The 13180-nt window shown below is 50.3% G+C and carries 12 protein-coding genes and 1 other RNA gene; 7 read left to right on the top strand and 6 right to left on the bottom strand.

The annotated features are described in order from the left end of the window. Window positions 1-321: 321 nt before the first annotated feature. The 3 genes from ACJJIJ_RS02625 to ACJJIJ_RS02615 are packed head-to-tail and all read left to right on the top strand — an operon-like array spanning window position 322 to window position 2416. Window positions 322-1095: a type IV pili methyl-accepting chemotaxis transducer N-terminal domain-containing protein gene (locus ACJJIJ_RS02625; RefSeq protein WP_444938569.1), complete on the top strand. Its 774-nt coding sequence runs from the start codon at window positions 322-324 to the stop codon at window positions 1093-1095. A 2-nt stretch (window positions 1096-1097) separates the two neighbouring features. Continuing rightward, the gene (locus ACJJIJ_RS02620) at window positions 1098-1397 is read left to right on the top strand and encodes a hypothetical protein (RefSeq protein ID WP_444938568.1); all 300 of its coding nucleotides are present in this window, start codon (window positions 1098-1100) and stop codon (window positions 1395-1397) included. 2 nt (window positions 1398-1399) lie between these two features. After that, on the top strand, window positions 1400-2416 hold the full coding sequence (locus tag ACJJIJ_RS02615) for a YlbE family protein (RefSeq protein WP_444938567.1): 1017 nt from the start codon (window positions 1400-1402) through the stop codon (window positions 2414-2416). Window positions 2417-2483: 67 nt separating this feature from the next. Here ACJJIJ_RS02615 and ACJJIJ_RS02610 read toward each other — a convergent pair whose 3' ends face one another. After that, window positions 2484-4346, bottom strand: a complete 1863-nt coding sequence (locus tag ACJJIJ_RS02610) for a M2 family metallopeptidase (RefSeq protein ID WP_444938566.1) — start codon at window positions 4344-4346, stop codon at window positions 2484-2486. 254 nt (window positions 4347-4600) lie between these two features. Further along, window positions 4601-4698, bottom strand: an RNA gene (gene ffs / locus ACJJIJ_RS02605) — signal recognition particle sRNA small type. Window positions 4699-4827: 129 nt separating this feature from the next. On the opposite strand from ffs, the gene ACJJIJ_RS02600 reads away from it, so the two are divergent. The 3 genes from ACJJIJ_RS02600 (at window position 4828) to ACJJIJ_RS02590 (ending at window position 8070) form a co-directional block, all read left to right on the top strand. After that, on the top strand, window positions 4828-5679 hold the full coding sequence (locus ACJJIJ_RS02600) for a 6-carboxytetrahydropterin synthase (RefSeq protein WP_444890974.1): 852 nt from the start codon (window positions 4828-4830) through the stop codon (window positions 5677-5679). Window positions 5680-5734: 55 nt separating this feature from the next. After that, window positions 5735-6451 carry a 16S rRNA (uracil(1498)-N(3))-methyltransferase gene (locus tag ACJJIJ_RS02595; protein ID WP_444938565.1) on the top strand — a complete coding sequence of 239 codons (717 nt, stop codon included), beginning with the start codon at window positions 5735-5737 and terminating at the stop codon, window positions 6449-6451. Window positions 6452-6708: 257 nt separating this feature from the next. Next, window positions 6709-8070, top strand: coding sequence for a substrate-binding domain-containing protein (locus tag ACJJIJ_RS02590; RefSeq protein ID WP_444938564.1), 1362 nt, complete (start codon window positions 6709-6711; stop codon window positions 8068-8070). Window positions 8071-8424: 354 nt separating this feature from the next. On the opposite strand, the gene ald is transcribed toward ACJJIJ_RS02590, so the two are convergent. Continuing rightward, on the bottom strand, window positions 8425-9570 hold the full coding sequence (gene ald / locus ACJJIJ_RS02585) for an alanine dehydrogenase (protein WP_444890977.1): 1146 nt from the start codon (window positions 9568-9570) through the stop codon (window positions 8425-8427). Window positions 9571-9768: 198 nt separating this feature from the next. On the opposite strand from ald, the gene ACJJIJ_RS02580 reads away from it, so the two are divergent. Next, window positions 9769-10254 carry an Lrp/AsnC ligand binding domain-containing protein gene (locus ACJJIJ_RS02580; RefSeq protein ID WP_152452263.1) on the top strand — a complete coding sequence of 162 codons (486 nt, stop codon included), beginning with the start codon at window positions 9769-9771 and terminating at the stop codon, window positions 10252-10254. A gap of 75 nt (window positions 10255-10329) precedes the next feature. On the opposite strand, the gene ACJJIJ_RS02575 is transcribed toward ACJJIJ_RS02580, so the two are convergent. From ACJJIJ_RS02575 to putP, 3 genes are all read right to left on the bottom strand, one after another. After that, window positions 10330-10794, bottom strand: a complete 465-nt coding sequence (locus ACJJIJ_RS02575; protein ID WP_252085016.1) for an Mpo1 family 2-hydroxy fatty acid dioxygenase — start codon at window positions 10792-10794, stop codon at window positions 10330-10332. A gap of 104 nt (window positions 10795-10898) precedes the next feature. Continuing rightward, the gene (locus ACJJIJ_RS02570; RefSeq protein WP_252085015.1) at window positions 10899-11411 is read right to left on the bottom strand and encodes an O-acetyl-ADP-ribose deacetylase; all 513 of its coding nucleotides are present in this window, start codon (window positions 11409-11411) and stop codon (window positions 10899-10901) included. A 145-nt stretch (window positions 11412-11556) separates the two neighbouring features. Further along, window positions 11557-13023 (bottom strand): sodium/proline symporter PutP, encoded by a 1467-nt coding sequence (gene putP, locus ACJJIJ_RS02565; protein ID WP_444938563.1) that lies wholly within the window; start codon window positions 13021-13023, stop codon window positions 11557-11559. Window positions 13024-13180: the final 157 nt, after the last annotated feature.

Raw genomic sequence — 13180 nt, 5'->3', positions numbered from 1 at the left:
AAGAATTAGTGGTTAGATATCTATCGAAAGTAATTTGTTATATAGCCACCTCAACTATAAAGAAAAGCAACACAACATCTAAAATCAACTCATTATTGAAAATATACAAATTAATAACGCTCACTTAAAAGAAAACAAAGTGACCTTATCGCGAACACTAGTTTTCTAGATAATTTTTGTTACATGCCACAGTGAGCGACAACAGTGACTCTAAAGCAGAAAGGTATCCCTCTCACTAATAAGTCTGAAATGGGGCAGCTGAAAAACTAGCAGGCAGGCCCAAAACCTCAAACTTAAAAAATCAAACCAAAAGAGCAAAACATGAAGTTAACCGCAGTATTTCTCCTACTTATAGCAAGCCTTGATGTTGCAGCATTAACCATAGGAGAGGCGATAAATATAGCAGGGCGTCAACGAATGCTATCTCAAAGAATCACGCAAGCATTTATCCTAAGCGGCATACAACCCGAAGCACAACGCCACCAGAAAGTATTGAAACGGTCAGTGCAGGAATTCGAGCGTAACAATCAGAAACTCAATACGTTCCCGGCCGCAGAAAAAATCAAAGATCAGCTAAAAAAAGTACAGAGCGAATGGCAACCCTTTAAGCAACTCAGTCTGCAACCGGCAACCAGGGAAGGAGCAACCGACTTATTCCTGCGCAGCAATAAACTATTAACAGAAACACACAGCTACGTGGTTAAATTACAGCAGCTCGCCAATCACAACTCTGCCGAACTAATCAATATTGCCGGTCGGCAGCGAATGCTTTCTCAAAGAATTTGCAAGAATTATGCTGCTAAACTTTGGAAAATCTCACCAGCTGAAGCGGATCAAGGGCTACAACAAGACCTTACAGAGTACTCCAGTCGCTTAACCCGCCTTTTGGAGAGCACACTCAACACCCCTGAAATCAGCAGTAACCTTCTCAAAGCCAAAGATCATCTCAACTATGCCAGCCGAGGCTTTGAAGGGGAAATGAAACTATCTGAACAGCGTCAGATTCAAGTAATTACCGGTACTACAGACTTGATGCTGCGCGATATGGATGTCGTTACCAAGCAATATGCCAGCTTGCTGGACTCAAGAGAATAGCCATGAAAACAGATGTTGAATTTAGGCCCAGTATGGAGGAGCTTCTGGAAAAGCTGGCAACGCCAAAATTCCGAGGCCTAAATCAACAAGCTAATGACGAAACTATAAAACGTATGAAGCAGTCCGTGCCGATATTAATCGGGATTGGCAAAGCTGGGGATCATATACCCGGCATGCGCAAAAATCTGATTTTACACGCCGGCCCACCAATCACATGGAACCAGGCCTCTGGCCCTTTAAAGGGGCAATTATTGCCGGCCTCCTATTTGAAGGGCTCGCAAAAAACAAAGAAGCCGCCATAGAGATGATGAAAAAAGGGGAGGTGGATTTAGAGCCCTGCCATGATCACAATGCCGTTGGACCAATGGCCGGCATTATTACCTCTTCGATGTCAGTGTATATTGTTGAGGACCAACTCTCTGGCTATAGAACTTACTCCAACCTCAGTGATGACAGAGGTGATTTTCGCGGAAGCTCCATTCGCTTTGGCGTTTACGAAAAAAGTGCTATCGATTACCTCCACTGGGTTGAGAACAATGTGGCCCCAGTTCTCAATCAAGCCATTGCCGATGTCGATGGGATTGACTTCCTGCCAATCATCGGCAGAAGCCTACTTATGGGCGATGACTGCCATGTAATGACCAATGCTGCCACTTTAATATTCTCCAGAATCCTCCTCCCTGGTGTTATCAAGGCCAGTCCCAAAAAAGAGTGGATAGAGAAAATTGCCTCACAGATTTACCAAGATGAATCATTTTCCCTGAATGCCATTATGGCCACCTGTAAAGCGATTGCGGATGCGGGTAATGGCATACCACATAGCAGTATTATCACAACCATGGCGCGTAATGGTACCGAGTTCGGCATCAAGATATCAGGACTCGGTGAAAAATGGTTTACCGGCTTGGCCGGTGTTGGACGCGGTTTTTTGATGCCCGGAATTACACCTGCGGATGTCAACCGCGATATGGGTGACAGCGCAATAACCGAAACCGTAGGGCTTGGTGGTACTGTGAAATCACTATCCGGTTCAAACCTGGATACGATCGACAACACTCTCAAGATGTATAGCATTGCACACTCAGAGAGTGATTCATTCTTAACTCCAGGTATTGATGATCGGGGGCCACCGCTTGGATTCGACCTATTAAAGATCGTCAAGACTAATACAACCCCAACAATCAACTCCGGCCTGGCACACAAAAATATGAATCGCTATATGGCCGGTACTGGATCACTTCACCCACCAATGGAGGCTTTTATTAAAGCCGCTGTAGAGTTTTCTGAAGTTGAAGTCCCCTTAACTCAAATGCAGCCCTGACATTTTTTAAACAAAAAAAGGGGAGTAACACCCCCCTTTATTAGCCACTTCTCGCAAAGCTAGCAGATTACCAGCCGCACTGACGACCCTTGTTCTGCTCTTCCAAGTATGCCATCAAAGGCTGGAAGTAATCGATAATTGCAGATGCATCCAGATCGCGCTGGCCTGTCAAAGCTTCCATTGCATCCGGCCAAGGCTTACTGGCACCCATAGCCAACATGGTACGCAATTTCTTGCCCGCTTCATCATTTTGATAAATAGAGCAGCGATGCAGTGGCCCGGTCTCACCAGCAGCCTCACACAATGCACGGTGGAACTGGAACTGCTGAATGCGAGCAAGGAAATAGCGAGCATAAGGAGTGTTGCCGGGAATATGGTACTTGGCACCCGGATCGAAGTCCGCTTCGGTGCGCTCTACCGGGGCCTGGATACCCTGATATTCCTCCCGCAGCTTCCACCAAGCCTTATTGTAATCAGCCGGCTGAACCTCACCATTGAAAACCTGCCAGCGCCACTTATCTACCAGCAAACCAAAAGGCAGGAAGGCAATTTTATCCAGTGCCTGCTGCATCAGATAACCGATATCTTTACTCTCATCCGGCACCTCATCCATCAGGCCAATTTCCTTCAGGTACTTAGGCGTGATAGACAGGGCAATGGTATCGCCGACAGCTTCGTGGAAACCATCGTTGGCCCCCTCTTTATAGAGGAAGGGCTGCTCCTTATAAATGCGCTGATAGAAGTTGTGTCCCAGTTCATGATGGATAGTAACCAGATCTTCTCCGGTCTTGTTAATACACATCTTGATGCGGATATCATCCTGGCCGTCCATATTCCAGGCGCTGGCGTGACAGACAACATCGCGATCACGGGGCTGCGTGAACTGAGAACGCTCCCAGAAAGTTTTGGGCAATGGTTTGAAGCCGAGAGAAGTAAAGAACTTCTCACCCGCCTTGACCATATCCTGCTCACTCATACCCGAGTCAACAACGAGCTGGGTCAGGTCATAGGGTGCCTGCATGTCATCGTCTTTGACCAAGTCATAGACATTGCCCCACTCCTGAGCCCACATATTACCAAGCAGATGTGCGGGGATTTTACCCTGAGCAGGTACTACCTCATCACCGTAGTGATCATTTAGCTTGGCGCGTACATGGCAATGCAACGCCTCATACAAAGGCTTCACTTTGCCCCACTGAGCATCCATATCGGCAGCGAAGGCATCTGGCTCCATATCGTACTTGGAGCGCCAGAAAACACTCAGGTTATCGTAACCCAGCTCCTCAGTGCCGGCATTGCCGATCTCCACTTGACGCTCATACAGAGGCTTCATAGGAGGAGAAACTTTACGCCAGCCCACCCACAAATCCTTGAGCAGCTCTGGGTCGCGGTTGCTAGCCATAACCTGCCCCATCTCGGTCAGGGTGTAACACTTTTCAGCCCCTTCCTCTTCCCGACAGTACTTACCGGCACCATACATACCCTGCATTTTCGAGCCGATTTGGGCCAGCTCAGCGGTCAAAGCGGGATCTTTCGGCGCCGGGAACACCAACCCCTGCTTCAGCATGGTCAATTGGCGACGGGTATCTGGATCGAGCTCCAAGTCATTAAACTTTGCCGCTTCCGAAGCGAGCTCCACAGCCATCGTTGTATAGCGCTCGGAAGCGAGGGCTTCTACATACTGCGAATCAAGATTGATATAAGTGGATGCCAACCAAGCGGCGTGGCTCATTTCCTGAGCCATTTTCTCCAGGCGGGCCTGGGCATCATTGAGGAATGCCTTGGCATCCTCAGCAGTCAGCGGGCCATTTTTGGCCGCTGGGCTTTCTGCGGTGGCCTGAGCCACCCCCATGGATTTTGGTGACTGCTGATTGCTGTCACAGGCAGACAGCGCTACTGCAGCGGCAATGGCAATGGCAACTTTCTTCATCTTCCCCTCAAATAATCGTTATTGGGTCTAGCTATAACTGTCGCCGTTTATAGCATAAGCAAGCTGCTAGCAGCGACGGTAAGCTTATGAGTTAGCTACAGATCGACACAAAATCTCACGTATTCGGCGGTTTCTGGGGAAAAATACGGCGTGATCGGGTACGGCTGCCAACAGACAGCGGGACGATTAGCCTCAGAGACCATCTGGCGAAGAATCAGGGAAAGCTTTAAAAAGGAAGGCGTTTAAGGAGGCAGCCCAACCAGCAACACCCTCGGCACATGATACCACTGCTACCGTTGCTCCCTTCCGGGCCTGGCGGGGTTCGCAGCTGCTCATTGCGAGGGGACCGGAAGGGCCACCACAACGATCTTCGGTGCATCCGAAGAGGGCGCGATTATAGAGGGTTAAAGGCGCAAGTTCCAGCCCTATTAACAGGTTATAATAGGCGACTACTACTTTATCCCCTTCTGAAGAGTTAACCATGCATCTGTTTGTCGATAATTTGACCAATGTTGATTTCAGCTACCTGGACCACCAGCGTGGTTTAGTGGGCGAAACCTGGCTAGCGAATGCCGCCCTGGATGGGGCTCTCGATCACCAGGGCATGGTTTGCGATTTTGGTATCGTTAAAAAGACATTGCGCCACTGGCTAGATGATCAGCTGGATCACCGCCTCCTGGTTCCGATCCTCGCCCCTGGCCTGGCGCTAGCCCATCAAGACGGCAATATCTCTCTCAAGTGGCAACTCGCAAGCGGCGAGCAGATTTCAGTATCTGGACCAGAACAGGCATTCGCCCTGGTAGAGAGTGATAGCATCAATGCTGAAAGTGTTGCCCGCTGGAGTGTTCAGCAACTGGCTAACTCCTTCCCTGCCAGTGTTGAGCAGCTCAAGCTATCTTTTGAAGACGAGCAAATTCAGGATGCCTTTTACCATTACAGCCACGGTCTGAAAAAACATCAGGGCAATTGCCAGCGTATTGCCCACGGCCACCGCTCTCGCATCCAAATTTTTGTTAATGGAAAGAGAGACAAATCGCTAGAACAAAAGTGGTCTCAACGTTGGAAAGATATTTACCTGGGTACCCGTGAAGACCTGCGCGAAGAAAATAAAGAGAATGGACATAGCCTGGTCTTCGCCTACAGAGCCCAACAGGGAGATTTCACTTTGCAGTTGCCCGCAAGCGCCTGTGAAATTTTGGATTGCGATACCACTGTTGAGCAGCTGGCTCAATATATCGCCACGACTCTTGCCGAACAGTACCCCGGCAGCGAAGTCAAAGTGCGCGCCTATGAGGGGCTCGGCAAAGGAGCCATTGCCAGTGCTAAGCTCTAGCCCCTGTAAAAGCCACTAAAACCAACAATTCTCCATAGTCTCAAGAGACTTGATTTTGAATCTGATTCTTTTGCAAGAAGCGGACTTTATCAGCCCTGATATCGTCCGTCTCTCTGGCCGTCGGCTAGAGCATATTGTCAATGTCCACCGGGCCGAGCCCGGTCGGCAACTGCGTGTGGGTCTGCTGGACGGAAATATCGGCTATGGGCAAATCACTACTCTCGCCGATCAGCAAGTAGAGCTCCGGGTGGAGCTAAGTAAAAACGCTCCACCACCTCCTCCCATCACCCTGATCCTGGCGCTGCCACGTCCCAAAATGCTGAAGCGCATTATCCAGCATGTCACCGCACTGGGAGTTAAAAAGCTGGTCTTGATCAATAGCTACCGGGTGGAAAAGTCTTATTGGCAAACCCCATGGCTAGAAGAGGAAAAGCTTTTTGAACAATGCCTGCTTGGGCTCGAGCAAGCCGTCGACACACAAATGCCAGAAATTCTATTGCGCAAACGCTTTAAACCTTTTGTGGAAGATGAGCTACCTGAGCTGTGTCAGGGCTCTCAAAAACTGGTTGCTCACCCGGTCGGTGGCACAGCTTGCCCAGTAGATATCGGAGAGGCCTGCACCCTGGCAATTGGTCCTGAAGGGGGGTTTATTGCCTACGAAGTTGAGAAGTTAAAAGAAGCTGGGTTTCACTCTGTACACCTGGGCCCACGAATTCTCCGAGTGGAAACAGCCCTACCAGTTCTGGTAAGCCGACTTTTCCCCTCCTATTAAGTGTAAGTCTCGAGTCGTGATCACATGCCAATTTCACAGTGCATGTGATCCATACTTCTCATATTTATTTCACAAGCCATTACTATCGCTCTCCCCAAGCTTTCAAAAAGCTACGGCAATATGGTCTTGTTTACCGCAAATTGTCCTGGACTCAAATTTGAGACTTTTGCACGCTTCCTTCATGAATATTTCATCATTTTGTCACAATTAAGACATATTTTGCGGCCTCGTTTTACTTCCCTAGGCTCTGAGATCACATGTACCTTTTTCTTCAACGACTGCGCCGCTCATTAATACTATTAATACTGCTTGCTACTAACCTTCTAAGCCCTTTCGCCGCCGCTGAAATTCCTCCTCTTCCTTCAGACAGCAATGGAAAGTTATTTAGCCTACACGGCTCCAATACTATTGGCGCACAACTGGCACCCAACTTGGTTCAAGACTATTTCACTGCGAAAGGGGCGAGTGACATTAGTGTCCAGCCACTAGACGCTCCCAACGAAATCCGTATTCAGGCAAAAGTTGGCAATAATTCTGTATTTGTCGATATTGCTGCACATGGTTCCAGTACGGGCTTTACTGGGTTAAAACTGGCAAAGGCCGATATCGCCATGGCTTCGCGCCCGATCAAAGACGGCGAGTTCACAGAGCTGAGCATGCTGGGCGATATGCGCAGCCGCAATGCGGAGCATGTCATTGCCATAGATGGACTGGCCATAATAGTGCATCCACGCAACCCAATTCACCAACTGACCCTACAGCAAATAAGTGCTATTTTTTCTGGTCAAATTAAAGACTGGTCGGAACTCGGTAAAGGCAAAGGGCGAATTAACGTTTATGCCCGAGACGACCAATCAGGCACCTGGGATACCTTTAAAAGCTTGGTGCTTGGCAAGCGTTACGCTCTCACCAGCAGGGCCAAGCGCTTCGAGTCCAATGATCAACTTTCCGACCGTGTTACCTCTGACCCGCGCGGAATCGGTTTTGTTGGGCTAGCATCCATCCGTCAAGCAAAGGCTGTTGCCGTTTCTGACCAAAATACACTGCCGCAGGCTCCAGAGCACCTAACCATTGCTACGGAAGACTACCCTCTGTCACGCCGCCTTTTCCTATACACTCCGATTTATTCCTCCAACTCTACAGCGAAAGAATTTCTGCATTTTGTACAGAGTGAGCTGGGACAGGAACAGGTGAAATCCTCTGGATTCGTCGAGCAAACTCCCATCGGCTTTAAACCAGAGGATTCTCGGGAAGGACCACGCGAATATTTGAAGCTTACCCAAAATGCTGAGCGACTCAGTATCAATTTTCGATTCTCCGAGGGCAGTGCCTCCCTGGATAACAAGGCTCAGCAGGATATTGAAAGACTGGCAAAGCACATGGAAAAGCCACAGAACCAAGGTCGAAAACTATTACTTGTCGGGTTTGGCGATGAGAAAGTCAGCTCTGAACGTTCGATTATCCTATCCAAACTTCGCGCAGTTACCGTACGTTCAGCTCTGCGCGATTATAAAATTAGTACCGCGCCAGTGCAGGGTTTTGGTGCTTACCTCCCAATCGCCTCGAATAACTCCAGCGCAAAAATTAAAAATCGCCGAGTTGAAGTTTGGCTACTCTAGCCATTAAAGTCCGGCCAGAATCAGGGAAGAAGAAACGAATAAGGCTGGATAAATAGACATCTAAAGGGAGGCCACCGCGGCCTCCTTTTTTTACGACACAAATCATCGTATTTGTTGAGAAATGAAAAATAGTTAAGGAGTAAAATTATTTTTTTAGAGGGGACGGAGCTATCGTTCAAGGGTAACGATAAATTAGCAATAAAAAAGCCGCGTATAAACGCGGCTACAATGGTGGCATAAGCCACCAGGTCTCACAGAGAGGAACGCCAAAGAGCGCTCCGGGGAAAATTTCCCTTCAAAACAAGCGCGTTACCGCTTTCTTGTTCAAGGTGCGGCTGACACAGCCGCATCCCATTAAGCTACGGCGCCTTCCGCCTCAGCTACTTTTTGCAAAGCCAGCTTCGGATCTACAAACTCATATCCCAGTACATCGGCAACTGCCTTGTAAGTCACCATGCCGGCGTGAACATTCAGACCTTCCAGCAGGTTGGCATCATCCAGCAACGCCTGCTTAGCGCCTTTGTTTGCCAAGGCTACAGCGTAAGGCAGGGTAGCGTTGTTCAGAGCCATGGTGGAGGTACGCGCTACACCACCGGGCATGTTGGCCACACAGTAGTGCACTACACCATCGACAACGTAAGTGGGCTCCTGGTGAGTGGTCGCTTTGGAGGTTTCGAAACAGCCACCTTGGTCGATAGCTACATCCACTACCACTGCACCCTTCTTCATACGGCTGATGATATCGCGGGTCAGCAGCTTGGGAGCTGCGGCGCCAGGAATCAGCACTGCACCTACGACCAGGTCTGCTTCCAGAGCGTGCTTTTCAATCGCATCATTCGTGGAGTACTCGGTGCGTACAGCACCACCAAAAATGTCATCCAGCTGACGCAGACGTGGCAATGAACGATCCAAGATAGTGACGTCGGCACCCATACCCAGCGCCATCTTGGCGGCATTGGTACCAACAACACCACCACCGATAATGAGCACTTTGGCAGGTGCTACACCGGGAACACCACCCAGCAATACACCGAGGCCGCCCTGGGCTTTTTCCAGGTGATGCGCACCACACTGTACAGACATACGGCCGGCAACTTCGGACATGGGGGCCAGCAGAGGCAGGCCGCCAAAGCGGTCGGTCACAGTTTCATAAGCGATGCAGGTTGCACCAGATTTTACCAGCAGCTCGGTTTGCTTGGGGTCTGGAGCAAGGTGGAGGTAAGTGTAGAGAACCTGCCCTGGGCGCAGCATTTCGCACTCATTGGGCTGCGGCTCTTTCACCTTGACGATCATATCGGCAGCAGCAAAGATCTCTTCCGGAGTCTCGATGATTTTGGCTCCGGCCTGCTCGTACATTTCATCAGTAAAACCGATAGCGGCACCGCCATCTTTCTGTACGATTACTTGGTGACCATGGCCGATCAGTTCGCGAACACTAGACGGCGTCAGGCCAATACGGTACTCGTGGTTTTTGATCTCTTTCGGGACGCCAATCAACATTTTCTGCTCCTTAATCTCTGCGTTTGGCGTAGTCTCCGCAAAAAGCTTGGAGCTACACCTACTTTCTGTGTTTTACCCAGTATAGGGCCACTTTAAAAGTGGATTTCTGTAAGAATTTTCAACAAACTAGTGGAATCAACTACTTACAATAGTAATAAGACTATTTATTGATCTGATCGCCCACAAAGGAAACAAGATATGCGCAAGCGCGCGGGAGAGCTGAATACCGTAGACCGCAATATCTTGCGGGTTCTGCAGAAAAATGGCCGTACAAGCTATGCAGAGCTAGCTCGTCAAGTGGGATTGACTGCTACGCCATGTGTCGAGCGGGTGAAACGGCTGGAAAACGATGGGGTTATTCAGGGCTATACCGCGCTGATCAATCCAGAGTTTCTCGACGCAGCCCTGGTGGTTTTTGTGCAGATTCGCCTAAACCGTTCCGCCCAGGACGCCTTCGAAGAGTTCCGCAATGCTGTAGCAGCCCTGCCGGAAGTACAGGAGTGTTACCTGGTATCAGGCAACTTCGATTACCTGATCAAGGCACGAGTTGCCGATATGAGCGCCTACCGTAAGTTTTATGGCGAGACCCTTCTGACCCTACCGGAGGTACAGGAGTGCACCAGCTATGTGGTAATGGAGGAAGTGAAAGAGACTTTAGAGGTGCCGGTCCATTACAACCGCTAGCCCCAATTTGCGGAGTTAGATCACAAGAGAGACGACTGACCCATCGCCTCTCTTGCTTGCTAACAGCACATGAAATCAGTACTGAATTCCCAGTTTTCGATAGATGAAGCCTATCACCCAGGCGGGGCCGATAAGCAGGAATTGAATATCCTTGAAGAAGGAAGGTTTTTTCCCTTCGATATGGTGACCGATAAACTGAAAAATCCACATCAGCACAAACAGTCCCAGCGCGGTTTGCCAGACGGGTATTCCCAGCCGCTCTACCACAGACCAGGCCCACAGGCACACTAGCGTTAGTGCAGTCATCCCCAGGCCAATGGAGAATGACAGGGCGAAATAGAACAACATCACCGGCACTGTGATCACTACGGCCCAATTTAACCAGGGTATTGATGCCATAAACTGCGGCTGAGGTATGGCCCATAAAAGGCCAGCGACGGTGGCGTAAATCACTGGTACCGCAATCCAGTGAATCGATTTATTGACGGGGTTCTGATGGCTTTCACCATATTCGGCAAACCACTGTTGGGCACTGCGCATGACAATCTCCTTTTCTTATTTTTTATTGTCAGACGCTCATCTTGCTAAACAGCTGCAACGCAATCAATGGCCGAATGTATCAGGCAAAAGCGCAAAGTAATCAGCTAACGCCGTACATAGGCATCCAGTTGGGTGTGATAGAGCTCTGCCATTTCCTCGTCGAAACAACAAAAAACAATACTCACTGGCGCCCCTTCCCTCTCCTGGTGTTGCTGTACCTGCTCTACAGCAATTTCCACAGCCTGCCTGGGAGGGTAATCGTAAACACCGCAGCTAATCGCGGGGAAGGCTATAGAGTACATGCTCTCTCGCCGCGCTAAGGCCAGACACTGGCGATAGCAGCTCGATAGCAGCTCTGGCTCACCCAGGCGGCCCCCGCGCCAAACGGGTCCGACCGTGTGATAAATACGTTTAACGGGGATTGAGAAAGCGCTGGTAGCACGGACCTCGCCAACTGGACAGCCGCCGATACTTCGACAAGCTTCCAGTAGCTTAGGACCTGCGGCACGGTGAATGGCCCCGTCCACACCACCACCGCCGAGCAGGCGTGTATTGGCGGCGTTGACGATGACATCGACGTTCAATCGTGTGATATCACCGAGATGAACTTTGATCACTCAGTATCTCCAACCGCTATTTGAATAATCGCTGCGGATGGAAATCCTTTTCGCTTCACAACAGTCGCGCCCATGAGTAGGACGCGTCCTCTGCACTGCAGACAAGTGGCCGGGCCAATGCAACAGGGCCCCGCAGCCCCCGGGCTTATCCCAGCAATTTCTTGTGTTGGGAGGCCACAGTTTCCGGGCATTTCGTCAGCGCGCTAACTATGACGATAGCAGCTGCTGAGAAAATGAAACCTGGCAGCAACTCATAGATATCGAAGATTCCCCCAGACAGCTGCTCCCAAATCACTACGGTAAGCCCACCGACAAGAACCCCGGCAATGGCTCCACTGCCCGTCATACGGGACCAGTAAAGGCTGATCAACAGTGCCGGGCCGAACGCGGCACCGAGTCCTGCCCAGGCATAGCTCACCACATCCAAAACCTTGGAATCCGGGTCCATCGCGATCCACACCGCAATCAGGGAGAGCCCAACAACAGCCCAGCGCCCCACTTTAACCATGGCCTCCGGACTGGTCTTGCGACCAAACCAAACATGATAGATATCTTCCGCCAATGCCGCAGATGACACTAACAGCTGGGAATCTGCCGTACTCATGATGGCTGAGAGGATCGCTGCCAACAGCACACCGGCAACAATCGGGTGGAACAACACCTGAACCAGCTCCATAAAGACAGTCTCACCATCGGGCAGCCCTTGTTGCATTTGCAGATGGGCGAAGAGGCCCACCGCCATGGCACCGAGAAAACCGATCAGAGACCACACCGCCGCAACTGTTGCCGCTGCCGGCACATCATCAGGGCTGCGCACTGCCATAAAGCGCGCCAGGATATGAGGCTGACCAAAGTAACCCAGCCCCCAGGCCAGAGAGCTGAGAATTGCTACTAAACCCAATGTCTGACCGCTGCTATCTGTGAGCCAATGCGTTAATTGCGGTTGCTGCGCTTGCAGCTGGGCCCAACTGGCGGAGAAACCACCCTGGTCAGAAATCACAACCAGTGGTACGGCAATCAGAGCAGCGCTCATTAATAAGCCCTGAAACACATCAGTCCAGGATACCGCCAGGAACCCACCAAACAGCGTGTAGGAAATGACAGCTATAGCACCAACAATTACCGCCCAGTGGTAATCCCAACCGAATACCGTTTCAAATAGCTTACCGCCGGCAATCAGACCAGAAGCCACATAGAAGAGGAAAAACAGCAGGATAAAGACCGCGCATACCGTGCGCAGGTAGGGGTGCCCCATTTTGAAGCGACGATCCAGGTAAGCGGGAACTGTGAGGGAGTCATCCAACTCATAGGTATAAATACGCAGGCGACGCCCCATGCTAACCCAACTCAACACAATTCCCGAGAACAGGCCTATAGCGATCCAGCCTGCGGAGAGACCGGCAGCATAGGCAGCTCCCGGCAAACCCAGCAGTAACCAACCGCTCATATCCGAAGCGCCAGCCGACAAGGCTGCTACAGCTGGGGGCAGCGAACGGCCACCGAGGAAATAGTCACTGGCATTTTTGGTGCGTAAATAGGCGTAAATACCGATCACCAGAATCAGAGCCAGGTAGGCGATAAAAGTTAGGGCGACGAGCCACTGTGCGGACATGGGAATTCCTTCTGCTCAAAAACGGAATGGCACCGAAAGAAGGCAATGACTGCGACATTTGCTCGCTTTTTGAGCAAAATGCACTACAGAACCGGAGCCACTTCAAAAATAATTATGTTTATTGCGCGTAAATCTACTTAACGGCTGGCGCCAACTC

Source organism: Microbulbifer mixtoriginis (SeqCode) (assembly GCF_052467945.1).
The sequence above is the reverse complement of the archived record's forward strand: the minus strand, read 5'-3'. Positions and strand labels throughout refer to the sequence as shown.

Coding starts and splice junctions, on each gene's coding strand:
- ACJJIJ_RS02625 (WP_444938569.1), top strand. CDS start 322: ATGAAGTTAACCGCAGTATTTCTCCTACTTATAGCAAGCCTTGATGTT.
- ACJJIJ_RS02620 (WP_444938568.1), top strand. CDS start 1,098: ATGAAAACAGATGTTGAATTTAGGCCCAGTATGGAGGAGCTTCTGGAA.
- ACJJIJ_RS02615 (WP_444938567.1), top strand. CDS start 1,400: ATGATGAAAAAAGGGGAGGTGGATTTAGAGCCCTGCCATGATCACAAT.
- ACJJIJ_RS02610 (WP_444938566.1), bottom strand. CDS start 4,346: ATGAAGAAAGTTGCCATTGCCATTGCCGCTGCAGTAGCGCTGTCTGCC.
- ACJJIJ_RS02600 (WP_444890974.1), top strand. CDS start 4,828: ATGCATCTGTTTGTCGATAATTTGACCAATGTTGATTTCAGCTACCTG.
- ACJJIJ_RS02590 (WP_444938564.1), top strand. CDS start 6,709: ATGTACCTTTTTCTTCAACGACTGCGCCGCTCATTAATACTATTAATA.
- ald (WP_444890977.1), bottom strand. CDS start 9,570: ATGTTGATTGGCGTCCCGAAAGAGATCAAAAACCACGAGTACCGTATT.
- ACJJIJ_RS02580 (WP_152452263.1), top strand. CDS start 9,769: ATGCGCAAGCGCGCGGGAGAGCTGAATACCGTAGACCGCAATATCTTG.
- ACJJIJ_RS02575 (WP_252085016.1), bottom strand. CDS start 10,794: ATGCGCAGTGCCCAACAGTGGTTTGCCGAATATGGTGAAAGCCATCAG.
- putP (WP_444938563.1), bottom strand. CDS start 13,023: ATGTCCGCACAGTGGCTCGTCGCCCTAACTTTTATCGCCTACCTGGCT.